This window comes from Ferrigenium sp. UT5, assembly GCF_045866295.1.
Lineage (GTDB): Bacteria > Pseudomonadota > Gammaproteobacteria > Burkholderiales > Gallionellaceae > Sideroxyarcus.
Window position 1 is genome coordinate 1 of sequence record NZ_BAAFRY010000021.1, and the last position, 25462, is coordinate 25462.

Annotated in this window: 21 protein-coding genes; 13 read left to right on the top strand and 8 right to left on the bottom strand. The window is 59.7% G+C overall.

The window, feature by feature from the left end; genetic code table 11:
- Positions 1-285: 285 nt before the first annotated feature.
- On the top strand, positions 286-801 hold the full coding sequence (sodC, locus tag ACKTSJ_RS08835; RefSeq protein WP_407899406.1) for a superoxide dismutase [Cu-Zn] SodC: 516 nt from the start codon (positions 286-288) through the stop codon (positions 799-801).
- Positions 802-887: 86 nt separating this feature from the next.
- Entirely contained in the window at positions 888-1514 is a 627-nt protein-coding gene (locus tag ACKTSJ_RS08840) for a hypothetical protein (RefSeq protein ID WP_407899408.1), read from the top strand.
- A gap of 260 nt (positions 1515-1774) precedes the next feature.
- Here ACKTSJ_RS08840 and ACKTSJ_RS08845 read toward each other — a convergent pair whose 3' ends face one another.
- A complete protein-coding gene (locus tag ACKTSJ_RS08845) occupies positions 1775-2116 on the bottom strand; it encodes a hypothetical protein (protein ID WP_407899410.1) in 342 nt (113 codons plus the stop codon).
- A 154-nt stretch (positions 2117-2270) separates the two neighbouring features.
- On the opposite strand from ACKTSJ_RS08845, the gene ACKTSJ_RS08850 reads away from it, so the two are divergent.
- The 6 genes from ACKTSJ_RS08850 to ACKTSJ_RS08875 all read left to right on the top strand — a co-directional run bounded on the left by ACKTSJ_RS08850 (position 2271) and on the right by ACKTSJ_RS08875 (position 6335).
- The gene (locus ACKTSJ_RS08850; protein WP_407899412.1) at positions 2271-2696 is read left to right on the top strand and encodes an RrF2 family transcriptional regulator; all 426 of its coding nucleotides are present in this window, start codon (positions 2271-2273) and stop codon (positions 2694-2696) included.
- The gene (locus ACKTSJ_RS08855; protein WP_407899414.1) at positions 2693-3409 is read left to right on the top strand and encodes an HPP family protein; all 717 of its coding nucleotides are present in this window, start codon (positions 2693-2695) and stop codon (positions 3407-3409) included. Before ACKTSJ_RS08850 ends, ACKTSJ_RS08855 begins: the two co-directional genes overlap by 4 nt.
- Before the next feature lie 7 nt (positions 3410-3416).
- Entirely contained in the window at positions 3417-3791 is a 375-nt protein-coding gene (locus tag ACKTSJ_RS08860; protein ID WP_407899416.1) for a SirB2 family protein, read from the top strand.
- 10 nt (positions 3792-3801) lie between these two features.
- Positions 3802-4329 (top strand): hemerythrin domain-containing protein, encoded by a 528-nt coding sequence (locus ACKTSJ_RS08865; protein WP_407899418.1) that lies wholly within the window; start codon positions 3802-3804, stop codon positions 4327-4329.
- On the top strand, positions 4326-5549 hold the full coding sequence (locus ACKTSJ_RS08870; protein WP_407899419.1) for a TIGR03862 family flavoprotein: 1224 nt from the start codon (positions 4326-4328) through the stop codon (positions 5547-5549). The genes ACKTSJ_RS08865 and ACKTSJ_RS08870 overlap by 4 nt, the downstream gene beginning before the upstream one ends.
- A 180-nt stretch (positions 5550-5729) precedes the next feature.
- On the top strand, positions 5730-6335 hold the full coding sequence (locus ACKTSJ_RS08875) for a DUF2147 domain-containing protein (protein ID WP_407899421.1): 606 nt from the start codon (positions 5730-5732) through the stop codon (positions 6333-6335).
- A gap of 169 nt (positions 6336-6504) precedes the next feature.
- Here the strand turns inward: ACKTSJ_RS08875 and ACKTSJ_RS08880 are convergent, their stop codons facing one another.
- The 5 genes from ACKTSJ_RS08880 to ACKTSJ_RS08900 form a co-directional block, all read right to left on the bottom strand.
- On the bottom strand, positions 6505-7785 hold the full coding sequence (locus ACKTSJ_RS08880) for a lipopolysaccharide biosynthesis protein (protein WP_407899423.1): 1281 nt from the start codon (positions 7783-7785) through the stop codon (positions 6505-6507).
- Between the two features lie 100 nt (positions 7786-7885).
- Positions 7886-9067, bottom strand: a complete 1182-nt coding sequence (spt, locus tag ACKTSJ_RS08885; RefSeq protein ID WP_407899425.1) for a serine palmitoyltransferase — start codon at positions 9065-9067, stop codon at positions 7886-7888.
- Entirely contained in the window at positions 9067-9318 is a 252-nt protein-coding gene (locus tag ACKTSJ_RS08890) for an acyl carrier protein (RefSeq protein ID WP_407899427.1), read from the bottom strand. The genes spt and ACKTSJ_RS08890 overlap by 1 nt, the downstream gene beginning before the upstream one ends.
- Before the next feature lie 2 nt (positions 9319-9320).
- On the bottom strand, positions 9321-10286 hold the full coding sequence (locus ACKTSJ_RS08895) for an NAD-dependent epimerase/dehydratase family protein (protein WP_407899429.1): 966 nt from the start codon (positions 10284-10286) through the stop codon (positions 9321-9323).
- A complete protein-coding gene (locus tag ACKTSJ_RS08900; protein WP_407899470.1) occupies positions 10283-12052 on the bottom strand; it encodes a fatty acyl-AMP ligase in 1770 nt (589 codons plus the stop codon). The genes ACKTSJ_RS08895 and ACKTSJ_RS08900 overlap by 4 nt, the downstream gene beginning before the upstream one ends.
- 673 nt (positions 12053-12725) lie before the next feature.
- Between ACKTSJ_RS08900 and ACKTSJ_RS08905 the strand changes: the two genes are divergently transcribed.
- Genes ACKTSJ_RS08905 through ACKTSJ_RS08920 form a run of 4 tightly spaced genes read left to right on the top strand, consistent with a single transcriptional unit; the run spans position 12726 to position 21690 of the window.
- Positions 12726-14039: an efflux RND transporter periplasmic adaptor subunit gene (locus ACKTSJ_RS08905; protein ID WP_407899431.1), complete on the top strand. Its 1314-nt coding sequence runs from the start codon at positions 12726-12728 to the stop codon at positions 14037-14039.
- Positions 14040-14077: 38 nt separating this feature from the next.
- Positions 14078-17209, top strand: a complete 3132-nt coding sequence (locus tag ACKTSJ_RS08910; protein WP_407899433.1) for a multidrug efflux RND transporter permease subunit — start codon at positions 14078-14080, stop codon at positions 17207-17209.
- A 9-nt stretch (positions 17210-17218) separates the two neighbouring features.
- Complete coding sequence (locus tag ACKTSJ_RS08915; protein ID WP_407899435.1) at positions 17219-20347, top strand: efflux RND transporter permease subunit; 3129 nt, start codon at positions 17219-17221, stop codon at positions 20345-20347.
- Entirely contained in the window at positions 20344-21690 is a 1347-nt protein-coding gene (locus tag ACKTSJ_RS08920; RefSeq protein ID WP_407899437.1) for an efflux transporter outer membrane subunit, read from the top strand. Before ACKTSJ_RS08915 ends, ACKTSJ_RS08920 begins: the two co-directional genes overlap by 4 nt.
- 8 nt (positions 21691-21698) lie before the next feature.
- On the opposite strand, the gene ACKTSJ_RS08925 is transcribed toward ACKTSJ_RS08920, so the two are convergent.
- Together ACKTSJ_RS08925 and ACKTSJ_RS08930 are read right to left on the bottom strand one after the other, a co-directional pair.
- Positions 21699-22868 (bottom strand): GNAT family N-acetyltransferase, encoded by a 1170-nt coding sequence (locus ACKTSJ_RS08925; protein ID WP_407899439.1) that lies wholly within the window; start codon positions 22866-22868, stop codon positions 21699-21701.
- A gap of 453 nt (positions 22869-23321) precedes the next feature.
- A complete protein-coding gene (locus ACKTSJ_RS08930) occupies positions 23322-24203 on the bottom strand; it encodes a DMT family transporter (RefSeq protein WP_407899441.1) in 882 nt (293 codons plus the stop codon).
- A gap of 47 nt (positions 24204-24250) precedes the next feature.
- Between ACKTSJ_RS08930 and dapC the strand changes: the two genes are divergently transcribed.
- A complete protein-coding gene (gene dapC / locus ACKTSJ_RS08935; protein WP_407899442.1) occupies positions 24251-25444 on the top strand; it encodes a succinyldiaminopimelate transaminase in 1194 nt (397 codons plus the stop codon).
- Positions 25445-25462: the final 18 nt, after the last annotated feature.

Sequence of the window (25462 nt, forward strand, 5' to 3'; positions counted from 1 at the left end):
ATGCGATGACGAGTGGATGAGCGGAAAAATCTATTTGAACATGAACACCTGATGCACGACCTCAAGAATTTTGCTCGTGAGAACTTTTACAGAAAAGGTGTTGCACAATCGGTTTGGAACCGGTTGAAGGTAATACTATTTGGCTTCGATTTACAGAAAAATTCAAACGGGAAATTGCGGATAACAAGAACACATAACCTGTCATTCGAGAGGGACAGCCCAGAAGCGGGCTGCCCCTCAATTTTACGTTGTACCCTTTTTTAACCCACCACGAAAGGAAACATCATGAAACTGAAACTCACGTCACTCTCCATCATGCTGTGCGCTGGCAGTGCAATGGCTGACACGACGGTGCAATTGTCCATGGTTGATGCAAATGGTGTTGGCTCGAGTGTTGGGCAGGTATCAATCTCCGAATCAAAGTACGGCATGGTGTTTACCCCTTCACTGAAAGGGCTCCCGCCTGGAGTACATGGGTTCCATTTACACCAGAACCCGAGTTGTGACGCAAAGGAGAAGGATGGGAAAATGGTTCCCGCGCTCGCTGCGGGTGGTCATTACGACCCGCTCGACACAAAACGCCATGACACGCCTTGGGGTGAAGGCCACTTGGGTGATCTGCCCGCACTCTTTGTGGACGCAGAAGGCAACGCTAGCCAGCCGGTGCTTGCTCCTCGACTTAAGGCGACAGATATCGCAGGCCGTTCGCTAATGGTGCACGTGGGTGGAGACAATCACTCGGATCATCCTGCCCCCCTTGGCGGCGGTGGCGTGCGAATGGCATGTGGCATTATCAAATAAAAGACTTCGAGGCCCAACCCATCAATCCACCTGACCGCCTCCGGCGGCAGGTGATTTCCACGTTAGGCCATTCAAGGACTGTTTCTATGACACGACTTTTTTATCTAATATCAATATTGGCCTATGGCTTAGTGGCTTCAGGATGCACCACAACCCCTGCGCTACATGTAATCGGAATATACGAGGCGCGCTCAAAGGAAGTTATTGTAAATATCACTGACAACACAAGGCCTGTTGTGCTCGCGCTCACGGCTTACGATAAAACTCTCTGGAAAGTTAACCTCAAAGATGGGGTCAAACTCAAGAGAATCATTCTCGCAGGCTATCACTCGCAGCATGTAATAGGTCTACCACCAAATACTCCCATTGAGGTATATACCTATGATCCATCTCCTTGCGAACTATGTTGGCAAGGGCCAAGCATCATTCATTCCTACGAAAACTCCTATCAAGAGCCAGCTGTAGAGCTAGAAAAAATCACTGGTCTTGAGGTCACTTCGTATCAAGGCGGTTATCAAGGAGCTGAATTCTCCATATTCCCTGGCATGAAAAAATGGTCAGCGCAAAAGGATAAAGTTTTGACGCAACATAACTCACTTAGAGGATCTGTTGCTCCAATTCCAATGGCGTGCGGTTGCCCTGAGGGAACGCCATTTGGGAAATGTAAATGTTCAGTTAGCTCACAGGGCTGTTCTTGTGTAATTGAGCAATAACATTAAGAAGTGCCATATCATTCTGATAGCGAGTGATTGGTGTGAGTTAAGCAATATACCTAACCTTGTAGTCAAGTGGAACTGCGCAAAAGCGCGCAGCCCCTTACTTTTACGTTGAACTAAACCGCTACGCGGTGGCGCTCCCACTGTATCTTCGCGCTGCTTGCCATATCACCTTACTGCAAATGACGTAAAAATCTTCGATCCTTGTCCGACGCCCACCACTCCTTGTTCGCCATGGCCTTCTCCCTTCCTCTTGGTTAAAAATCCTTGACTGGAAGCGCTTCCGCCTCCCCGTGTTCGGCGGCATGCGTCCCGACACACAAGTGCCAGATCGCGTGCGGCGCCAACAGGTAACCGACCAACATGAAAACAACGACCGTCGCCCACAGGGGGGACGCCAGCAGATTGGCGGCGTTCGCCAGCAACAGGGTGAAGGCAAACAATCCGGCATATGAAACGTAAGCCAATGGCATCAGCAACAGCATGGCTTTGATGCGGGAATAGGCGAACAGCAGGGCGTACAGGGCACCGAGCATGATCACCATCGCGGAGCTGAAGAAAATGGTGAAGAAATTGGCGAGATTGGCGGGTTCGATCATATTGCCCCCTGCAAACGAATGTTAATAATGATTCATCAGTTGTCAATGTATTCCTGTTTTTTGAAAGATGCAATAGCCATGAATGTATTAACATGCAACTGCTGACCGCCTTGCTCTCGCCTATAATTGAACCAGCCTACTCAAGGAGCTCCGGATGCAACTCAATCTTTCCACCGATATCGCCCTGCGCACCCTGATCTATCTGGGGCAAAAGAATGCGCCGGCCACGATCGCCGAAATCGCCGAGGCCTTCGACATCGTCAAGACGCACCTGATGAAGGTCGTCATGATGCTGGTCGCTGCCAATCTGGTCAGCAGCGAACGCGGGCGCAACGGCGGTATTCGTTTGGCGCGGGCCGCCAACGAGATTCGCATCGGAGAGGTGGTGCAGGTGATGGAGCCAGGCATGGCGCTGGTGTTCTGCATGAAAGAGGATGCCAGCGACGACGACTGCCCCCTGCTGCCCAGTTGCAAACTGCGCAAGGTATTCGTCAAGGCGCAGAAATCCCTGCTCGCCACCCTGAACGAAACCACGCTGGCCGACCTGCTCGGCAGCAAGACACAGGCGCTGATCAAATGAATCTGCGCGAATTCTTGCGGGCATTCCGGCCTCACCCTTCCCCCGCCCTGTTCTCCGAACGCCTGAAGAGCGGTCTCGCGGGCGGACTGGGCATCCTGTTGCTGGCGTGGGCGCTGCACCTGCTGGCGCAGCCGCAGTTTCCATTGATGCTATTGGGCTCGATGGCGGCCTCGGCGGTATTGCTGTATGCGGTGCCGCACAGTCCGCTGGCGCAGCCGTGGAACCTGATCGGTGGCCACCTCATCTCGGCGCTCGCCGGCTGGCTCACCATCTCCTTCGTGCACGATCCACTGGCGGCCGCCGGCCTCGCCGTGGGCCTGGCCATCTTCCTGATGTATGTGCTGGATTGCCTGCACCCGCCCGGCGCGGCCACCGCGCTAACCCTGGTGCTCGGTGCAACGCAGTTCCAGCAGATGGGCATGGCGTGGACGCTGATCCTCGTCGCGGCCAACGCCTTCGGCTCGCTGCTGCTGGCGTTGCTCATCAACAACGCCCTGCCGCGCCGCCACTACCCGCAAAGGCAGGCCGCTCTTCCCCCCGTGCACGCACCGGAAAAAATGCTCATGATCTTGCCGGAGCAGCAGGATATGGAGTGGGCGCTAACGCAAATGGACAGCGCGCTCGACATCAGCGTTGATGACCTCTCCGAAATCTACTGGATGTCGCAACAGCAGGCGCAAGCCCGTTACGATGCCGCGAAACAACGCGCCTGACCCCGCGATGCCCCTCCTCAAAATCATTCATCTCGGTGCGGTCCTGTGCAGCTTTGCGCTATTCTTCCTGCGCGGCGTGTGGCTGTTGCGCGCCTCGCCCGGGATGCGGCAACGCTGGGTGAAGATCGCCCCGCACGGCGTGGACACCGTGCTGCTCGGCAGTGCGGTCATGCTGGCCTGGCAGCTCTGTGTCACCCCGTTCAACGCGCCCTGGCTGGCCGCCAAGATCATCGCGCTGTTGATCTACATCGCCCTCGGCATGCTGGCGTTCCGCTTCGCGCGCACGACCGCGCAGCGCCTCGGCGCATGGCTGGCCGCGCTGCTCGTGTTCGGCTACATCGTGGCCGCCGCGATCACGCACGACCCGCTCCTTTCACTGTAAAACGCGAACCATGAACGATCCTTTCAACACCCCGGCCGCTCCCGGATTTGACGACCCGCTGGAAATGCTGCGCGCCTGCCACGGCCGCATCACCGCGCAGTGCGACACCCTGAACCGACTGGTGACCCATTTGCAGACGCACGGCAACGACGAACAGGCGGCGCAGGCGGCACGCGCCATCCTGCGCTACTTCGATACGGCCGGTCGGCACCACCATCAGGACGAGGAACAGGACCTGTTCCCCGTGCTGCGCGCCAGCGGCGATGCGCGGGCTGCGCAATACATCGTCCGCCTGCTGGCCGAACACAAGGAACTGGAATCCGCCTGGCGAGCCTTGCGCCCGCTACTGGCGGCGATCGCCGAAGACCGCGCCAACACGCTGGATGCAGACGTTGCCGCATCTTTCATCAACGGCTACGCGCGCCATATCGAATTCGAGAACGGCACCCTGCTGCCGCTGGCTGCAACCCTGCTGCACGCCGCGCAACTGCAAACGCTGGGGCGCAGCATGGCGGCGCGGCGCGGAGCGTCAAAGTGAACAAGGCAGCACCCGTCGCCGTGATTGGCGGCGGACCCGCCGGATTGATGGCGGCGGAAGTGCTGGCGCAAGTCGGGATTCGCGTCGATATCTATGACGCCATGCCCAGCGTGGGACGCAAGCTGCTGATGGCGGGCAAGGGCGGTCTGAACCTCACGCATGCCGAGCCGTTCGCCAGTTTCGTCACCCGTTACGGCACTCGCCGGAAATGGCTTGAGCCAATGCTCGAAGCCTTTTCGCCGCAATCCCTGCGCGCATGGGCACAAGAGCTCGGCGTCGAAACGTTCGTCGGCACCTCGGGGCGCGTATTCCCGCAAGAGATGAAAGCCGCTCCGCTGCTGCGGGCCTGGCTGCACCGGCTGCGCAAACAGGGGGTGCGCTTCCACATGCGCCATCGCTGGCTGGGGTGGGATGAATCAGGCGCCTTGCGTTTTGCCACCCCGCACGGTGAACAGATATTGTATGTCGGGGCCACCCTGCTCGCGCTCGGCGGGGGCAGTTGGCCGCAACTCGGTTCTGATGGCAGATGGGTGGCGTTGCTCACCCGGCGCGGCATCCCCATTGCGCCACTGCGCCCAAGCAACTGCGGCTTCGACATCGGCTGGAGTGAACACTTCCGCCAGCGCTTCAGCGGCGAACCTCTGAAATCCGTGGCTGCCACCTGCGGCACCCTGCACCAACGAGGCGAATGCCTCATCACCGAACACGACATCGAGGGCGGGCTGATTTACGCCCTCTCCGCCCCTTTGCGCGATGCAATCGAGACCAACGGGCACGCCATGCTGATGCTCGACCTGCTGCCGGACTGGACGGCGGAGCGCGTGCAAGAGGCGATTGCGCATCCGCGCGGATCGCGTTCGCTCTCCAGCCATCTCGCCAGCCGCCTCGGATTGAAGGGCGCGAAGGCCAATCTGCTGCGCGAAGTGTTGAGTGCAGCGCAGATGCAGGACGCGCAACGTTTGGCGCAGACCCTCAAACAGTTACCGTTGCGCCTCACCGCTCCGCGCCCGCTCGCCGAAGCCATCAGCAGCGCCGGCGGCGTCCCGTTCGAAGAACTGGATGCAAACCTGATGCTGCGCAAACTACCCGGCGTGTTCGTCGCCGGCGAAATGCTGGACTGGGAAGCGCCCACCGGCGGCTATCTGTTGAGCGCCTGTTTCGCCAGCGGTCGTGCCGCCGGCAATGGATTTCTTAGCTGGCTATCTCAGCCACATCCATGATGGTTGATTAAGAACCCCCGCCCAAAGGCGATGGGTTTGCGGATCCCTATAGCGGGCTTTAACCCCCCCGTTTTTAGCGGCGGCGGTTGCACGATACGCCCGCTTGCCACATGGGGTGTTCACTCAAAACAGACACCGTATTAGAATGGCGCCACTCGCTCTCACCCCTGCTTATACCTTATGTTCGATCCGCTCAAAATATCCCCGGCTGCGCAGTTGAACTCGGCCGCGCGATTCTCCCCCCCTGTCGATGCGGCTGTTGCCGGCGTGAGCCTTTTGAACATCATTCGATACGCACTCTTCCATATCGTGTTTGCGCTGCTGGGTTTGGGTCTGGTCACCTCCGCCAATAGCGCACCGATGCCGCCCGTCAGCGGAGATATCCGGGGACTTTGGGTCAATCATGCGCTTCGCGAAAAACAGAAGTTCGCGGTGTGGATCGACGATTGCGAGGGACGCCTGTGCGGGCGCATTTACTGGCTGAAAAAACCTCTGGCAGCCGACGGTCAGCCCAAACAGGATGCGCATAATCCGGATGACACACTCCGCGCACGCTCGTTGTGCGGACTGAACATCCTGGACGGGTTTCATCGCGTCAAACAAAATTCATGGGCTAAAGGGAAGCTTTACAATCCGCTTGATGGAAAAACCTTTGACGCCGCAATCAACCTGTTGCAGGACGGATCGATCAGCGTTCGGCCTTATATCGGCACCCCTTTATTTGGCAAGACGCTGCGCTGGGTACGCACGCAAAAAACACTCCCGAAGTGTGATTCATCTTCCTGACCCTCAAGGGTGTGGCGGACCACACCAAAAAATGAAGGGCCGCTGACCTTCAGTGGGGAGGGGGGGGACGGACCGATTGCTACGCGCGTTTCACGATGCTAATGTTCCAGCCCGATGCCGGAGCGTCTTGAAGCCCGTTCCCACAATCGCCGCCGCGCCACTCGCTAATTTATAAGTCCCTGCGCCGGATGCTTTTACGAATCAGCATCACCATGAACAGCAGCGGCAAAGCGGCGGCGATGCAAGCAGCCGCGCCCGCGCCGACCAGCCCCATCCATGCGCTAAGCACGACAAACAAAAACAGGTACAGCATGGTTGATACGACGTACATGCGCAAGACTTTTCCGGCATGGCCGATGGCATAGGAGGCCGCGCGCAGGGGTGAGGCCGCAAGATCAAAGGTGGCCGCCAGCAGCAGCAGGGTGAGTATCGGCGCAGCCGCCATATACACCTTGCCCAGCAGTACACCCAGTAGCAGATCCCCCAGAAAATAGCCCGCCAGTACAAATAGCAGGCCCAATGCCCCACCCAGCAACGCAGCGGAATAGGCAACCTGCGCAAAGGCATGCGTGCGCTGCTGCCAATGGCGGGTCAGGTCTGGCAGTGCCACCTCGCGGATGAGCACGCTCGCTTTTGACAATAGACTGGAAAAATCACGTGCCATACGCAACAGCCCCGCTTCGGCGGGGCCGAGCAGGTAACCTGCCAGCAGCATGGCCAGGTGCTTGGGTGCAATGTCCATGTTGGACTGCCAGTAGGTCACCCAGATAAAATGGCGCAACCCGGGAAAATCAGACAGGCGCGCAGCCATGCGTTCACCTTCGGGGGGGCGGCCAACATGCTGGCGGAAAATCTGCCGGCCGTAGTAATGCGCAAAAAGATTATCGGTCACAAAAGCGCCGGCCAGAATCACCACAAACACCCCCAGCGGGGCATCAAACCACCAGGCCAGCAGCACCCCGAAAAAACGGATGGTCGGCGCAATGGTCATCAGCCTTCCAATCAGATCGAATTGGTCATACAGGCGCAGAATGCCACCGGCGGTGCTGTTGCCGCTGGACAGCAGCACCAGACTATAGGCAGCCAGCAAAACAACGTGATCCGATGAAATACTCATCAACGGACCTGCCAGAGGGGCGCCTATCAGCGCGAGTGCGGTGGCCCCCAGACTGGCGCGCAAATCGACACGATGGCAAACTTTGACCAAGCGGCGCAGGGCAGAGGTATCTCGGGCATCGTGGAGCGGCACCCCCACACGGATGACCGCCTCAAACAAGCGAAAGTCGAGCAGGCCGCGCACGAGAAGAACATAGGACTGCATCAGGACCACCATGCCGAATTCGATCGGACCGAGTGCCCGCGCCATCAGCACGAGGGAACCGAACTGCATCACGGCGGCGATACCGCGCCCGCGCACGAGGTGTCCAAAATTACCCAGCAGGCGTCGCATGGGACTTTTCCTGCGCGGGGTCATTTCAGATTCACTCACGTGATTTTTCGGAATATTGAGCGGAGCGGGCAGCCCTTACACGGTGGGTGGGTGTGGCGCTCTAAAGCGAGGAACGCAATTCGGCGAACACCGCGCATACGGCATCGATTTGCTCGGTGGTATGGGCCGCGCTGACACTGCAGCGAATCAGCGATACCCCGTCCGGGGTTGCCGGCGGCAGCATCAGGTTCACATAGACGCCACGGTGCAACAATTGTTTCCAGAATTGCAACGCCTCCAAGGTGCCCTCCACAACGACCGCAATCACCGGGCTGGCTGGTGCACCCAACTTATACCCCAACTTCGTCAGTCCGGTATGCAGGCGTTCGGCATTTTCATGCAGACGTTGGCGCAAATGTGTCCCAGCTTCGAGCTTGCGCAATGCACAACGGGTCGAGGCAATCGTCGCGGGCGAAGGCGATGCGGTAAAGATGTAAGGTCGGCTCGAATAGCGGATCAGATCGAGCTCGACGTGATCGCTGACGCAGAAGCCCCCTGCTCCGCCCAGGCTCTTGCTAAAAGTCCCCACAATAAAGTCGGCGTCAGCCAGCAAGCCCAGCTCCTCAACCAGCCCGCCGCCCTTTTCGCCCAACACCCCGAGCGAATGCGCCTCATCCACCATGAGATAGCCGCCAAACTCGCGTTTCACGTCCACGATTTCCTTCAGCGGAGCGCGATCACCCAACATGCTGTAGATGCCTTCAACCAGAATCAAGGCATCGGCAGCGCGACGCCCCAAACGACGCAGGCGCTTCGCCAAATCTTCCGGATTGTTATGGCGGAAGCGAATGATTTCAGCACCGCCCAGGCGACATCCATCGTAAATACTGGCGTGGCAATCCGCATCCAGCAGCACCACGTCGTCCGGCCCGGCCAGCGCCGCCAACATGCCCAGATTGGCTTGATACCCGGTTGAAAAAATGATGGTGTCACGCTTGCCGTAAAAAGCGGCAAGCTCTTGTTCGAGCTTGCGGTGCCCGGAGTAGCTCCCGTTCGCCATCCGCGAGCCGGTCGTGCCGGTTCCCTCGAACTCCAGTGCCGTGCGCGCGGCGGCAATGCATTCGGGATCCAGGGTCAGACCCAGATAGTTGTTGGTTCCGGCCAGGATGGTGGGACGCCCGTCAATAATCCCTTCAGTCGGTGTAATGATCCGCTCGATCTGGACCCCAAACGGATTGATGCCCAATGCATCCAGTTGCTGCCGGGTGGCGGAAAGCGCCTTGAATTTGTCAAAGATTGCCATTATTGCTCGCTGGTATTGGTAAGTTTTACAACTTGGATCGCAAGATCCCGCACTGTTTTCACATCCGGAAGAATGCTGACCGGAATGGAGATATCAAAACGATCCTCCACAAACAACAACAAATTCATCAGTTGCAGCGAATCCAAATCCAGCTCGCCGACCAATTCAGTATTTTCCTCAACTTTAACGCGGCCATGCGTGAAAGACGCCAACTCTTCGTAAAGTTGGGCGAGAACTCTCTGGTATTCCATTGTTAACTCCTTGTTACCCTGCTGTATTCTGTTTTTTCGAAGGTGGAAGCCAATCCCTGCTCAAGTCTGAAGGCGGGCTGCCAGCCCACGATGCGCATAAATTCTTCACTGTCGCTCACCCAGTCAGCATGCGTGATTTCCTTCACCTTCCCGGGCGTCAGCATCGGGGCATACCCCAACAGCCTGGACGAAGCAAGATTCATATACGCGACCAGATTCAGGAGTGCCACAGGAATCGGTATTCGACGCACCGGAGCGCCGCTGTGCAAGACTCGCCCCGCAATGTCCAACACCATACCCCAGTCGTATCCCCCGACACAGCCATCATCGACCTCAAAAACCCCACCGTACCCGGCATCTGCTTTGAGCCATTCTAGCACAGCGCCCGCCAAATCCTCCACGTATATCATGGAGAAACGCCGTCCCGCGCCCGCAGGAATCGGCGCATAGCCGCGCGCGATACTGCGGAAGAGCGGAAGCAATTCACGGTCTCCCGGCCCGAACACTGCGGGGGGGCGTATCACGGTCCAACGCAAATTTTCAGCAACCGATTTAAGCGCACATTCACCGCGCCACTTGCTCCCGGCATAGTGCGACAACTCCGGCGCACGAGCAGCCAACGAAGATATCAGGAGAAACCGCGGGGATTGGGTCTGGCGCGCCGCAGCCTGGGCGATGCGCAGGGTGCCACGCTCATTGACGCGGTCGAAATCGGCCCGGCTGGCACCGCGCACGACGCCCGCGCAATGAATCACGGCATGCGTGTCCGCCACCAGCGCATTCAAGGCCGCGTCATCGTCAAGATCACCCGGAAGCCATTCAACCCCGGGCAACTCGGGTGGGGTTCGCCCGTTTCGCGGCCGATATAGCGCACGCACCCGCCATCCCGCTGCATTCAGGCGAAAAAGGATGGATCGCCCCACGAATCCAGTCGCACCCGTCAGTGCAAGCACGGCAGGAATGCTCAAACACCGGCACCTGATGCAGAATTTCGCAGGGCCGACCCCGCCGAAGCGCCTGCATTGCCGACCGCCCCCTGCTCGCGCCGCCGCAAATAATCGATTCGTGTTGCAGAGCGCGAAAGCTTCCCGGAAGAAGTGCGCGGCAAGGTGTGGCGCGGAACAAACTCGACGGCGCAACTAATCCCCAGCTCCTCGTGAATCTCACGATGCAGGCGCCGGGTCAGCAGCAGCAATTCCTTCTCCTCGGTTATGTTGCATTGAACCACAACGACCGCTTCCTCGACGCCGTCGTTCACGATCGAAAAGGCCGATGCATCCAACGAGCGCAGCTCCGGCTGCCGCTCCACGATAAGCTCGATGTCCTGTGGCCAAATGTTGCGTCCGTTAATGATCAGCATATCCTTGTGGCGTCCCGTCACGACAATGTTGCCGTCAACCAGATACCCGATATCTCCAGTATCGAGCCAGCCGTCCGGAGAAAGCGCGAGCCGGGTTTGTTCGGGTAACCGGAAGTAGCCCGACATCACGCTCGGACCTCGGACTTTGATCCGACCGACACACAGATCAGGCACGACCCGATCCTGCTCGTCACGGATCTCAACCTCATGCCCGGCCAACGCCACGCCGCAACGCACAAAAGCGCTGCCCATGCCAACGGGCACAGGAACGGCACGCAAATTATCCGCAAGTGCATCGGAATCGATCCAGTCAACTACAACGCCTTGCCGCAACGGGGCGAAACTGATGGCCACCGTTGCTTCCGCCATACCATAACTGGGGACGAAAGCCAGCGGATCAAAACCGGCCGGAATGAGCAGATTGGCAAAACGCTCCAGCACTTCGGCGCGAATCGGCTCCGCACCGATCCCGGCAACGCGCCAGGAGGAAAGGTCGTAACGGGCCACATCTTCCGGGCGAATCCGGCGCGCGCACAGCTCGTAACCAAACGGCGGGCTGAACGCAATCGTTGCCCGGTTCGCGCTCATCAATTCCAGCCAGCGCCGGGGGCGCATGGCAAAATCTCGAGTATCGATATAATCAACCGAACGCTGGGTGGCGACCAGGACCAACAGACAGCCAACCAGCCCCATGTCGTGATAGAACGGCAGCCAGGATGCACAGCGATCATCCGCACGCATCATGACCCCTTGTTGCGCCACCCCAACCAGGTTGGCCATGACCGTCTGCTGCGTGATCACCACCCCCCGGGGGAAGCCGGTACTGCCGGACGTGAATTGCAGGTAAGCCGTTTCGTTCGGACCACTGGGCTGCAACACCACATCCAGCTCCGGCAATTCATCGAATTCGTCCGGCGTACCAACAAAAATGAGGCCAACCCCTTCGGCTGCCTCAATCAGAAAACGCGCCAATTGGTTCGATGCCATTGCGACAGAAGCGCCCGCCCCCTGCAAAAGCCCACGCAACTTGCTGACGTAGGCTGCGTGTCCGCCCAGATTAACCACCGCCGGCAACGCCACCGGAACCAGGCCGGCATATTGGCAGGCAAAAAAGAACCGCACAAAGTCAGGACTCGTCTCCGCGACAATCGCAACCCGCGCGCCCCGCTCCAGATGCAGGGAGCACAGACGCCGCGCCAGGGTAATCGCCTGCAGACGAAGTTCGCGATAGGGGAGGACCGCGGTCAACTTGCCCCCGCCGGAATAAAAATTCGCCCCGGTTTTACCTTGGGCCGCATAGTCGAGCGCATCTGCCAGGGTGGCAAAATCCGCGCCTCTCAACGGCAATGAGCTCTCTATCGGCGTTGGCAACACAGCGCCTTTAACATCAGCCTTCTGATTCAATTTACATTCCCCTATACCGTCGACGCATGAGTCGAACCAACCCGCCCGCAATTCCAAATGGTGCCACCATACTCCCGAACGCCATCCCGATGAAGGTGCTGCCAAAAAAGATTCCCGTACCCAAAGCCCTCAATTGTCAATTGGAACTCGTGTTGCGAAGCGTCAAACACGCTCTGGCATTTTTTCGCAATCTTGCAGTGCGCTGAAAATTTCAAAGCCGATCGGTGGCAAACTGCAAAAAAACGCCCCGCACCCGGAAAAAAATTCACCTTCAAAACCATTTTGATGCCGAATGGTCACAACGCCCAATTTCGGGCTTTGGAATTATAATGTCCCCGGGAGCAAGTCGCAAACCCAAGCGCACAAAGCTCGTGCGGGCAACTCGGCAGAAATACGCCGACACCGCTTCCGGTCAGGCCACCGCAAACGCGCGCAATTCTCACGAACGCCTGTAGCAGGGCAGAATCGACGCGCTTTTTTACCCCGCATGTTGGTATAGTGCGATTTTCCGCGCCCAGCCTGACACGAGCGATGTTGTTTTGGGTTGGCGCGCCAATGAACTGAAGGAACGGGTGGTAATTTACGGGTACGGGAGGGGCTCGCGACCCATATATATTCAGGAAGGCAGTGGCCGGAACTCCCCTTGCAACTCCAGAACACGCCCGGAAGATCAATTTTATCGAGAGCCGCTTTACTTCAACCGTTCAGCCGCACTAATCTATCTATGACACCAGACCCGACCCAAAAACCCACGGTATTCATGAAAATTTCGTTACTCCTGCGGCACCGGCGCCAGATGGTTCCGGTATTCGTTGTCGGGCTACTATCCCTCCTGGGTGCGGCGTGGTACACCGGCTCAACCTCCGCCCAGGATGCAAAAAAAACGGGGGGCGCTGATGCTGCACAGGCAGTGCCTGTTATCGCCGTGCCAGCGCGCAGCGGCCCCTTCAAAATCTACCAGGATGCGCTCGGCACCGTGACGCCGCTCAATGCGACGGTCGTTCGCAGCCGGGTGGAAGGCTATCTGGTCAGTATCGCCTTCGAAGAAGGCACCATGGTCAAGACCGGCCAGATCCTGGCGCAGATCGACTCCCAACCGTTTGAAGTGCAAAACACGCTCGCCCAGATGCAGTTGAATCGCGCCCAGGCCCTGCTCGAAACTGCACGCGCCACGCTGGAACGCTATCGTACCTTGCTGGCACAGAATTCCATTTCCCGGCAGCAGGTCGATACCCAGGAATCCCTGGTGCGCCAATACGAGGCGACAGCGCAGGCGGAACAGGCTGCGTTTGAAAACGCGCAACGTCAGCTCGCCTATACCCGGATCAGTGCACCGATCAGTGGCCGTGTGGGCCTGCGTCAGGCAAGCCCGGGCAATGTGGTGCATCCATCGGATGCCAACGGCATCACTTCGATCACGCAATTGCAACCCATCGGGGTTGTTTTCCCGATCCAGGAAGATGCCCTGCCGCGCGTGCTGCAACGAATGCGTGGGGGCAAAACCATCACCGTCGATGTCTATGATCGCAGCGGAAAGGAAAAGCTCGGTCAAGGCCGGTTGCGGGCAGTGGATAATCAGATTGATCCCAGCACCGGAACCATCAAGCTCAAAGCCGAATTCAAAAATAGTGAAAGCACGCTTTTCCCCAATCAGTTCGTCAACGTCAAAATGCTGATTGACACGCGCCCCAAGGCCATCCAGGTTCCGACGGCGGCCATCCAGCACGGCGTGTCAGGAACGTTTGTTTATGTCGTTAAAGCGGATCAGACCGTCGCCGTCACCCCCGTAAAAATCGGGCCGGCGCAAGGTGACACCACAGTCATCGAGGACGGTATCAGCGCGGGTGCAATGATTGTGGTCGAGGGCGCAGACCGGCTGCGCGACGGCGCCCCGGTTGAACAGATCAAACGCGACAGTACCGCCGCCCCTGCCATACCGGACAAAAGCAACCCCTGAATGGGCCGACCCGCGCACTGCCCGCCCATCCCACGCTCATGAATCTTTCGCGCCCCTTCATTCTCCGCCCTGTGGCGACCTCGTTGCTGATGGTCGCGATTCTGCTGCTGGGCATATTCGCTTACCGGCTGCTGCCTTTATCGGCGCTGCCCAAGTTCGATTACCCGACCATTCAGGTGGTCACCCTCTACCCCGGCGCCAGTCCGGAAGTGGTCACCGCCACCCTCACCGCACCCCTTGAACGGCAATTCAGCCGCATGCCGGGCCTCAACCAGATGACGTCGACCAGTTCCGGCGGCGCGTCGATCATCACCCTGCAATTCAGTCTGGATCTGCCGCTCGATGTGGCCGAACAAGACGTGCAGGCCGCCCTCAACGCCGCCCTCAATATGCTGCCGCCGGACCTGCCCCAACTCCCGGTTTACAGCAAGATCAACCCGGCAGACACGCCCATCATCACGCTCGCATTGACGTCAAAAACCTTGCCGTTGTCGCAGCTGCAACAATTGGCCGAAACCCGCTTGACGGCAAAACTTTCCCAACTCTCCGGGGTGGGACTGGTCAGTGTCAGCGGCGGGCAACGCCCGGCCATTCGGGTTCAGGCCAATCCAAAGATTCTCGCCGCCTACCAGCTTTCGCTCGACGACCTGCGTGGCGCCATCCACACTGCCAATGCCAATCAGGCCAAGGGCGGTTTCGACGGGCCTGCGCTGGCATCCACGCTCAACGCCAACGACCAGCTTAAATCGGCCGACGAATTCCGGCGCATCATTGTCGCGTATCGCAACGGGGCGCCGGTGCGTTTGGCCGATGTAGCCAACGTCGCTGAGGGCGTCGAAAATGCATATCTCGCCGCATGGGCCAACGAATCGCCCGCACTCATCGTCAACATCCAGCGCCAGCCCGGTGCCAATGTCATCGAAGTGGTCGATCGGATCAAGCGGCTATTGCCGCAACTGGAAGCGACACTCCCGCCGGCGGTGGACGTGGCGATACTGACTGACCGCACCGAGACCATTCGCACCTCGGTGCATGATGTACAGTTCGAGTTGCTGCTCGCGGTGGCGCTGGTGGTGATGGTCATCTTCCTGTTTCTGCGCAACGTATCGGCGACTCTCATTCCGGCCGTGGCGGTGCCGCTGTCGCTCATCGGCACGTTTGCCGTCATGTATCTCGCGGGTTTCTCGATCAACAATCTCACCCTGATGGCGCTCATCATCGCCACCGGATTCGTGGTGGACGATGCGATCGTGATGATCGAAAACATCATGCGCCACATCGAGGCCGGCGAAACCCCTCTGGAGGCGGCGCTCAAAGGCGCGCGCCAGATCGGCTTTACCATCGTCTCGCTGACGCTGTCATTGATTGCGGTGTTGATTCCCCTGCTCTTCATGGGTGATGTGGCGGGCCGCCTGTTCCGCGAGTTTGCCATCACCCTGGCGATTGCCATTCTGATTTCGGCACTGGTTTCGCTGACGCTGACCCCCATGCTGTGCGCGCGCCTTCTGCGCCCTGTTCCAGAGGATCAGCAGGGTCGCTGGTTCCGCGCCAGTGGTGCCTGGCTGGATCGCCTCATTGCCCGCTATGGCCAAATACTCGAGTGGGTCCTTGATCGCCGCAGCCAGACTTTGCTGGTCGCGCTGGCAACGCTGGTGTTGACGATTGGCTTGTACCTGATCGTCCCCAAAGGCTTCTTCCCGATCCAGGATACCGGTGCGATTCAGGGGATCTCACAGGCACCCGCCTCTATTTCTTTTGGCGCCATGGCCGAACGCCAACAGGCCATCGGGCGCGTCATCCTGCGCGATCCCGCAGTGCAGAGTCTGTCCTCTTTCATCGGTGTGGACGGCAACAACCCCACCCTCAACAGCGGGCGCTTCCTGATCAACCTGAAACCCCTGGCCCAACGCGATGCCCGCGCCGACGAGGTGATGCGCCGCTTGCAGACCGAGCTTGCCAGCATCGATGGCATCGAATTATTTATGCAGCCGGTGCAGGATCTCACAGTCGAAGATCAGATCAGTCGCACGCAATTTCAGCTCTCGCTCGAATCAGCCGACACCGGCTTGCTGCGCGAATGGCTGCCGCGCCTGATGCAGCGCCTGCGCGATGAACCCAGGCTGGCTGATGTGGCCAGCGACCAGCAGGAAGGCGGGCTGCAGGCGCACGTTGACATGGACCGCGCGCGCGCCAGCCGACTGGGGGTCACGCCGCAGGCGGTGGACGATGCCTTGTACAGCGCGTTCGGCCAGCGCCAGGTCGCCACCCTGTTCACCCCAACCCGGCAACAAAGCGTCATCATCGAAGTCGCGCCCGAATTTCGCCGCAGCCTGGCCGACCTCGACAATATCTACATTGGCGCGTCCAATGGAAGCACGGCGTCCCCGCCGATGCAAATTCCTCTGGCGTCAATCGCGCAGATCAGTGAGCGCACGGCACCGCTGCTGCTGACCCGCATCGGCCAGTTTCCGGCGGCCATGATTTCGTTCAACCTCGCCCCGGGCGTCTCCCTCGGCGAGGCGGTTGACGTGATCGAGCGTGCCCGGCACGAGATTGGATTGCCCCCGGCAGTGGAACTCAAATTCAAGGGGTCGGCACTCGCCTTTCGCGCCTCGCTAACCAGCCAACTGGCCTTGATCCTGGCCGCAATCATCACGGTTTACATCGTGCTGGGGGTGCTCTACGAGAGTTATATTCACCCGCTCACGATTCTATCCACCCTGCCTTCGGCCGGCGTGGGCGCGCTGCTGGCGCTGATGCTTGCCGGCAATGACCTCAATGTGATTTCGGTCATTGGCATCATTCTCCTGATTGGCATTGTCATGAAGAACGCGATCATGATGATTGATTTCGCGCTTGATGCGCAACGCGAGCAGGGAATGCCGCCTCGCGCGGCCATCTTCCAGGCGTGCCTGTTGCGTTTCCGCCCGATCCTGATGACCACGCTGGCGGCGCTATTGGCCGCGCTGCCTCTCATGTTCAGTTGGGGCATGGGTTCCGAACTGCGCCACCCCTTGGGCATTACGCTGGTGGGCGGGCTGATTGTCAGCCAGATGCTGACCTTGTTCACCACACCGGTGGTCTATCTGGCCTTTGACCGCCTGGCACACCCGCCGCATCGGTCGAATGCGGTGCAACCGGTGACCCAGAACGGCGAAGAAACGAGCTGAAGGGGCCCCATGAATTTCAGCGCACCGTTCATCGCCCGTCCTGTCGCCACCACGCTGCTTACGCTCGGGCTGGTCCTGCTGGGCGCGTCCGCCCTGCGCCTGTTATCGATTGCGCCATTGCCCCGGGTGGATATCCCGACGATCAAGGTGACCGCTTCCTTGCCGGGCGCCAGTCCGGAAACCATGGCGGCCGCAGTGACCACGCCGCTCGAACGCTCGCTGGCCCGCATCGCCGGGATCACCGAAATGACTTCAAGCAGCGCGCTTGGCGCGACCCGAATCGTGCTGCAATTCGATCTCGACCGCGACATCAACGGTGCGGCACGCGACGTGCAGGCGGCATTGAATTCGGCACGCACGCTGCTACCCGCCGGGCTGCCGACCACCCCAAGCTATCGCAAAGTGAATCCGGGCGATGCGCCGATCGTGATTTTAAGCCTCACTTCGGACACCCTGAGCCAGGGCCAGATCTACGATGCCGCCTCAACCATCATTTCGCAAAAACTGTCACGCCTCACAGGCGTTGGCGAAATCGAGATCGGCGGCAGTGCATTGCCGGCCGTGCGCGTCGAACTCAATCCGCAAGCCATGCGCCAATACGACATCGGGTTCGAGCAAGTGCGCACAGCGATCGCGGCGGCCAACTCGAATCGTCCCCATGGGATGCTCGACGATGGCACGCGACGCTGGCAGATCTCCAGCAACGGCCAGGCACGCGACGCGGCCGAGTACCTGCCGCTGTTCGTGAAATACAGCCGCAGCGGTACGGCGGTGCAACTCAACGCGGTCGCCGACGTCATTGACTCGGTGGAAAACGTCCGCACTGCCGGCCGAACCAATGGCAAGCCTGCGGTGCTGGTCATTATTCGGCGGGAAGCCGGTGCCAATATCATTGAAACCGTGGAACGCATCCGGCATGCCCTGCCCGCGTTACATGCAGCAATCCCGGCGGCCATTGATCTGACCACCGTCATGGAACGCACCAGCACCATTCGCGCCTCCCTCCTCGACGCCGGGCACACCCTGGTCCTGGCCGTGGTGCTGGTCGCCTTGGTCGTGCTGCTATTCCTGCGCAATGTCCGCGCCGCCCTCATTCCCGCCATCGCAGTGCCGGTTTCGCTGATCGGCACGTTCGCCTTTATGTATTTGCTTGATTACAGCCTCGATACCCTGTCGCTGATGGCGCTCACCATCGCGGTCGGCTTCGTGGTTGACGACACCATCGTGGTGCTCGAAAACATTTCACGCCATGTTGAAAACGGCACACCGCCGTTCGCCGCCGCACTGATTGGCGCACGGGAAGTCGGCTCCACGGTGTTGAGCATGACGCTGGTGCTGATCGCCGTGTTCATTCCGATGCTGTTCATGGGCGGCTACGTCGGCTTGTTCGTTCGCGAGTTTGCCGTGACCCTGACCATCGCGATTCTGATTTCGTTGCTGGTGGCGCTGACCACCGCGCCCATGCTGTGCGCGCGCCTGCTCAAACCGGCCGGTCACCATCCCCGCACCGGCCGTTTCCACGCCTGGAGTGAAAATGCGTTTGCCGCCCTGTCGCAGCGCTATGCGCGCAGTCTGGACTGGACCCTCCATCATGCGCCGCTCGCACTGTTCATCCTGCTCGCCACCATCGGTCTCAACCTCTATCTGTACGTCATCATCCCCAAGAGTTTCTTCCCGCCCCAGGACACCGGCCAACTGACCGGCGGTATTCAAGGGGATCAGAGCGCTTCTTTCCAGATCATGCGAAAAAAACTGGAGGACGTCGTCAACATCGTGCGTGCCGACCGCGCGGTCGAAAATGCGATGGGTTATACCGGCGGCGGCCCGCGCAACACCGGATCGCTGTTCGTCATGCTCAAACCGCTGGCGCAACGCACCGATAGCGCGGAGCAGGTCGTCGCCCGCCTGAACACCCGCCTTGCCCGGGAAGCCGGCGTCAGTGTCTTTCTGAATCCGGTGCAGGACATCCGGGTGGGTGGCCGCCAGAGCCGCTCCTCCTACGAATACACGATCCAGGCGGACGATCTCGAACTGCTGCAACGCTGGGAACCCAGAATTCGCCAGGCGCTGGCGCACGTGCCGCAACTGATGGATGTCAACACCGACACCCAAAGCAAGGGGCTGCAAACGACGCTGGATATCGATCGCGACACCGCGGCCCGTCTCGGCGTCAGCCTGCGGGAGATCGATGCTGTACTCAACGACGCTTTTACCCAGCGGCCCGTCTCGACCCGCTACCTGCCGATGAACCAATACCAGGTGGTGATGGGAGTCGCCCCCGAGTACGCGCAGTCGCCGGCCGCGCTTGACCCTCTTGCGGTCAGTGATGCACAGGGACGGCAAGTGCCGCTGTCGATGCTGGCCCGCCATCAACAAACCGAAACCTCACTCGGCGTCAACCACCATTCCATGCTTGCCGCCTCCACCATTTCGTTCAATCTGCCCCGCGGCGTTTCGTTGTCGCAAGCGACGCAGGCCATTGAAAACGCCATGCGCAATATCGCGGTTCCCAGCACGATACGCGGCGCCTTTCAGGGCTCGGCCCGCGCCTTCCGGGAAGTGCTTGACAGCCAGCCCGCGCTCATCCTGGCCGCCGTGCTGACGCTGTACATCGTGCTCGGCATCCTGTACGAAAGTTTTGTGCACCCGCTGACCATCCTCTCGACCCTGCCCTCTGCCGGGGTCGGTGCCTTGCTGGCGCTGATCGTGTTCCAGACCGACTTCAGTGTCATCGCCCTGATTGGCATCTTCATGCTGATCGGCATCGTCATGAAGAATGCAATCATGATGATCGACGTCGCGCTCGAGACCCAACGCAATTCGGCCGCCGCTCCCCGCGACGCGATTTTCCACGCATCTTTGCTGCGTTTTCGCCCGATTCTGATGACCACGCTGGCCGCGCTGCTAGCGGCGATTCCGCTGGCATTGGGCAGCGGCGACGGCGCCGAGATGCGCCAGCCGCTGGGCATCGCCATCGGCGGCGGTCTGGTGGCCAGCCAGTTGCTGACGCTTTACACCACCCCCGTGGTTTATCTTTATCTCGACCGCGTCAGCCGGTGGCTCAGTACGCTGTTCCGTCGCCGGTCGCGGCATGCGCTAGGCACCGCATCCCCTTTCATGGCAGACTCGACCCAATGACATCCCTGCTCAAATATCCCATCTCGCGCACGCTGTTGCTGACCGGCCTGGCGTTGGTCAACGCCGCCTGCACGGTCGGCCCCGACTATGTGCGCCCCCCCCTCAACCTCCCTCCGGCCTACAAGGAACACACGTTCTCGCAGCCGGGGGCATTGCGCGCCGTACCGGCAGAGGGGCGCTGGTGGAAAATTTACAATGATCGCGAACTCGACGGCCTGCTGGAACAGATCGAGATGCAAAACCCGTCGTTGCAGGCCGCCGAAGCGCGCGTGCGGCAAGCCCGCGCGCTGACCGGTCTGGCACGCTCGCAACAGGTCCCCACCGTCACCGCCGGCGGTACCAATGACCTGGGGCTGATCGCCAATTGGGAAATCGATTTGTGGGGGCGCATCCGGCGCACCATCGAAGCCAACGGCGCATCTGCCGAAGCCAGTGCCGCCGATTTCGCTGCGGCAAAACTGTCGTTCCAGGCACAATTGGCGCAGGACTATTTTCTGCTGCGCGCGCGCGACGCGGAGATTCACCTGCTGCAGGACCTGCTCGCTTTGCACACGCGCGGCGTGCAGATTGTCCATAACCAATACGCGGCGGGAATCCTGGATCGCAGCCAGGTCAGCCAGGCCCAGGCGCAACTCGGCAACACTCAAGTCAAACTCCAGGATGCGCGCCTGGCCCGCGCCCAGCTTGAGCATGCGATTGCATTACTCGTCGGCAAAGCACCGGCAGACTTTTCGCTCACGGAGACGGCGCTGGCTGCCGAAGTACCCGAGTTGCCGCCCACCCTGCCCGCAGAATTGCTGCAACGGCGTCCCGATATTCAAGCCACCGAGCGCAGGATGGCCGCCGCCAGTGCGCAAATCGGTGCCGCCGAAGCCACCGGTTACCCATCGCTCAATCTCTTTGCCGGGGTGAGCATTGGCAAAGGGCTTCTGGGCGGCGCAGAAGTGGCGGCACCGGTGTATGCCGGCGAAGCGCCGCAGGCGCGGCGCATGCAAGCCTCGGCTGCATATGACGAAGCCGTTGCCAATTACCGGCAGACGGTTTTCAACGCCCTGCGCGAAGTTGAAGACAACCTGGCCGCGCAGCGGATTCTTGAAACGGCAGCCGGCGCGCAGCACGATGCCGTCAGTGCGGTACGTGAAGCGGCGCGCATCAGCGACAATCAATACCAGGCAGGCATCCTCGATTTTTTGGCGGTGGTGGATGTCCACACCTCGGCCACTGAAAGTGAACGTGTCGCGCTGGACCTGTTGAGCCGCCGCTTGGTCACCAGTGTGACCCTGATCAAGGCGCTGGGCGGAAGCTGGTTGGACACAACCGGCGAAACCCACCAGGCTCCCTAATCCGCGCGTCAATCGGCGTCCAACTCCCGCTCGAAAACGCGATAGCGCTTGTAGGCAATCCCGCCGATCGACTCGATGATATGACACATGCCGATGTTGTCCTCCAGAATCCAGGACAGTTCGATTTGTTTCGCGCCATGGCGGTGTAAGGGTACGCGCACCGCATCAATGACCAGAAAAGCCAGGGCGGAGCCAAGACGGGTGCGTTGAAATTTGCGCCTGACTCCCATCAGGGGAACCCGGGCGGTACCGGGGAAACGCACTTTCAGGCGCCACAGGAGCTTGAGCCAGCCGAAGGGCAACAGGCGGCCGCCGAGATCACGGATGGCCTCGTTGATATTGGGCAGCCCCACAATGAAAGCGGCCGCCTCGCCGTCCACTTCGGCGATCTGGATCAAGTCGCGGGCAACCAGAAAACGCAGGTTCTGCCCCAGCGCATCAAACTCGGCCGCAGTGAACGGCACAAACCCCCAGTTTTCCGACCAGGAATCGTTGAATATGTCGCGCAACAGCGCGATCTCGCGCGCAAAGTTCTTCAGATCGATCGGACGAATCCGGATGCGCTCCGAATGGATGCTGACCAGGCGCTGCATGACCGCAGGCGCTGCAAAATTCGGCGCCACCATGTAAGCCAGCACATCCTTGGCCTTGCGGTAACCGCAGGCTTCAAGATGATCGCGGTAATACGGCCTGGCATGCCCCATCATGAATACCGGTGGGGTGTCGAACCCTTCGACCAGCAGTCCCGTTTCTTCGTTGATCGACAGGCTGAACGGGCCGCGCACGCGCCGCATCCCCTGGGCGCGCAACCACTGTTCCGCCGTGGCAACCAGCGCGGCAAACGTCTCGGCGCGATCTTCGGCATCCAGCATCCCGAAAAAACCGGTCGCATCGGCATAGCGCTCCAGATGCAGCGCGTCCACCTGGGCACTGATGCGGCCCACGGTCAGGTTGCCGCGGACGGCGATCCACGCTTGCCAGCGGGCGTGCTGAAAATACGGATTGTGCTTCGCTGAAAGATGCATGCGGCGCTCGACCCGCAGCGGCGAAATCCAGACCGGATCCGATTTTAGGACGTTATTCTGAACGTCAATAAAACGCTCCAGATCGGCATTACCACTGACCGGAATGATGCGCAGCGCAGAAGAATCACTGGACACGGCGTTCGTCATTGTCATTGATGATGGGCGCACCGGGGTGCAAACAGGAAAGTGTTCATCGATACCACCGTGTTGAAGTATATGCGGGAATCCAGACCAAGCTTGAATTCTCGCCGTGGATTGTATCACCCCCCCTTTGGCGACTAAACAATGCTTCATGCGGGCACACCAACGCAGTGCACGCTTGGGTACACCTGGTGTAGTGCTGCACTCTTAACGATACTTATTGCAAACCTTTGTGGGTCGGACTTCAGTCCGACATGTCGGGTTAAAACCCGACCCACAAGGGCTTCCCGCACCTTGGCATAAGTTCCAGATAGCGTGCAACACTACACCAGCTCCTTGCGCTTCATCCAGTACAGGTAAATTTCTGAAGATTCCCATCAAGCATGGGTACAGCTTAATGAAAGATCGACAGAGGAACGCCCCCTGCAGCCGCGTCCCGGCCCCACGTCTGAAGACCGGCTTGTTCTACTCCGCAGGGCGGTAAAGATGTCCCGACAACAGACTCGCGGCAACGATCAATACCGCCCCCAGCCAGTCTCGAATTTCCAGCACCTCCTGTGCCAGCAGGCTGGATGAAATGGCGGCGAACACCAACTCCGACAGAAACAGCACGATGGCACGATTGGCAGGCAAGCGCGTGACCCCGTATTGCACGGCAAAACTGGTCGCGCACAGCACCACGCCCATCAGTGCCAGCAACAGCCACGACCCGGCGGTGAGCGTGGCAACCTGAGCCGGCATCCCACCTTGCCACCCTAAAAATGGCGCGGTCAGTGCAACCGTTCCGATCCACAGACTAAATGATTTCACTTCGACCGAGAGGTGTCCGGCACGGCGCGAAACGACGTTCGACAACGCAAAGCCCATGCCGGCGGACAGCCCCAGCCATTCAGCCGGACCTTGTGGCAACGGAAAACCGAATCCCGGTCGCCACAGCATGATGAATGCGCCGCCCAAGGACAGCGCAACGATGGCATAGCCATAACGATTGAGCCGCTCACCCAGCAGCCAGTACGAGAACAGGATTGTCCAGACTGGCGCAAGGTAAAACAACAACAGCACCCGCATCACCTCGCCCTGCAACATCCCCAGCACATAGCCCAGGTTGGCCCATCCGGCACTGAATACCAACAGCAACGCCCAGCCCCCCAGGGTTGCGCGTTCGCGCCAAACGCGCGGCAACACAAAAGCGCCGCACAACAGTGCCAGCAAGTAGGTCAGGAAAGTCGCCGTCACGCCGGAGATGCCGGCATCCTGGAGTGCGCGATAGGGATACCAGATCAAGCCCCACACCAGCGCCCCACTCAATACACCCGCGACCGGCAATACATTTCGTTTTGTAGGCAATTGGCCGACCCTTATAATGCCCGCTCTTTCGCAACGCGAGTTTGCAGATGAATCCAGACCTGGAGAAGCTTCAACCCTACCCGTTTCAAAAACTCGCCAGATTGCTCGGCGAAGTTGGCACCAACACCGCGTACCCGCCGATCAGCCTGCATATCGGGGAACCGAAACATGCGACGCCCGCGTTCATCCGCGACGCATTGAGCGCGGGGCTGGATGGCCTTGCCCATTATCCCACAACGATCGGCAGCCCCGCGTTGCGCAACGCCATCGCGGGCTGGTTGGCGCGCCGCTACGGCATCCCCGTACCGGATGCCCAAAGCCAGGTTCTGCCGGTGAACGGCAGCCGCGAGGCATTGTTTGCTTTTGCCCAGGCCGTGGTTGACCGCGGCCGACCCGACCCGGTCGTGGTCTGCCCCAACCCCTTCTATCAAATTTACGAAGGTGCGGCATACCTCGCCGGTGCGACGCCGCATTTTTTGAACGCCGACCCCGCAGACAATTACGCACTGAATTTTGCACAGTTGCCGCCGGCCATCTGGCAACGCGCGCAACTGGTCTATGTCTGCTCGCCTGGCAACCCGACCGGGCGCGTAATGACGCAGACCGAATGGAAACTTTTGTTCGAAATGAGCGACCGCTACGGCTTTATCATCGCGGCGGACGAGTGCTATTCCGAAATCTATTTTGGCGAAAACAAGCCGCTGGGCGCATTGCAAGCTGCACGCCAGCTCGGTCGCCACGATTACCAGAATCTGGTGGTGTTCTCCAGTCTGTCAAAACGTTCCAACGTACCCGGTATGCGTTCCGGCTTCGTCGCGGGAGATGCGAAAATACTGGAACGGTTCGCCCTGTATCGCACCTATCACGGCTGCGCGATGAATCCCGCGATCCAGGCCGCGACCATTGCGGCCTGGAACGACGAAGCGCACGTGGCGGAAAACCGCCGGCTGTACGCGCAAAAATTCGATCAAGCCATCCAACTGCTCGCGCCGATATTGCCCGTAACACAACCCGATGCCGGCTTTTATCTTTGGGCACGCACCCCCATCGCCGATCCCCTCTTCGCGCAACACCTCTACCGAGACTACAACGTATCCGTTTTGCCGGGCAGCTTCCTCGCCCGGGAAGCGCACGGGATCAACCCCGGTGCAAATTTCATCCGAATGGCATTGGTGGCCGGTCTCGACGAGACGCTGGAGGCCGTACGACGCATCGTGCAATTTGTTGCAAGGATAGGTTGAATAGCCGGGTATTCCTGT

What these genes read in the sequence shown, in the direction of transcription:
- sodC (WP_407899406.1), top strand. Translation starts at nt 286, where the DNA reads ATGAAACTGAAACTCACGTCACTCTCCATCATGCTGTGCGCTGGCAGT.
- ACKTSJ_RS08840 (WP_407899408.1), top strand. Translation starts at nt 888, where the DNA reads ATGACACGACTTTTTTATCTAATATCAATATTGGCCTATGGCTTAGTG.
- ACKTSJ_RS08845 (WP_407899410.1), bottom strand. Translation starts at nt 2,116, where the DNA reads ATGATCGAACCCGCCAATCTCGCCAATTTCTTCACCATTTTCTTCAGC.
- ACKTSJ_RS08850 (WP_407899412.1), top strand. Translation starts at nt 2,271, where the DNA reads ATGCAACTCAATCTTTCCACCGATATCGCCCTGCGCACCCTGATCTAT.
- ACKTSJ_RS08855 (WP_407899414.1), top strand. Translation starts at nt 2,693, where the DNA reads ATGAATCTGCGCGAATTCTTGCGGGCATTCCGGCCTCACCCTTCCCCC.
- ACKTSJ_RS08860 (WP_407899416.1), top strand. Translation starts at nt 3,417, where the DNA reads ATGCCCCTCCTCAAAATCATTCATCTCGGTGCGGTCCTGTGCAGCTTT.
- ACKTSJ_RS08865 (WP_407899418.1), top strand. Translation starts at nt 3,802, where the DNA reads ATGAACGATCCTTTCAACACCCCGGCCGCTCCCGGATTTGACGACCCG.
- ACKTSJ_RS08875 (WP_407899421.1), top strand. Translation starts at nt 5,730, where the DNA reads ATGTTCGATCCGCTCAAAATATCCCCGGCTGCGCAGTTGAACTCGGCC.
- ACKTSJ_RS08880 (WP_407899423.1), bottom strand. Translation starts at nt 7,785, where the DNA reads ATGCGACGCCTGCTGGGTAATTTTGGACACCTCGTGCGCGGGCGCGGT.
- spt (WP_407899425.1), bottom strand. Translation starts at nt 9,067, where the DNA reads ATGGCAATCTTTGACAAATTCAAGGCGCTTTCCGCCACCCGGCAGCAA.
- ACKTSJ_RS08890 (WP_407899427.1), bottom strand. Translation starts at nt 9,318, where the DNA reads ATGGAATACCAGAGAGTTCTCGCCCAACTTTACGAAGAGTTGGCGTCT.
- ACKTSJ_RS08910 (WP_407899433.1), top strand. Translation starts at nt 14,078, where the DNA reads ATGAATCTTTCGCGCCCCTTCATTCTCCGCCCTGTGGCGACCTCGTTG.
- ACKTSJ_RS08915 (WP_407899435.1), top strand. Translation starts at nt 17,219, where the DNA reads ATGAATTTCAGCGCACCGTTCATCGCCCGTCCTGTCGCCACCACGCTG.
- ACKTSJ_RS08920 (WP_407899437.1), top strand. Translation starts at nt 20,344, where the DNA reads ATGACATCCCTGCTCAAATATCCCATCTCGCGCACGCTGTTGCTGACC.
- ACKTSJ_RS08925 (WP_407899439.1), bottom strand. Translation starts at nt 22,868, where the DNA reads ATGACAATGACGAACGCCGTGTCCAGTGATTCTTCTGCGCTGCGCATC.
- dapC (WP_407899442.1), top strand. Translation starts at nt 24,251, where the DNA reads ATGAATCCAGACCTGGAGAAGCTTCAACCCTACCCGTTTCAAAAACTC.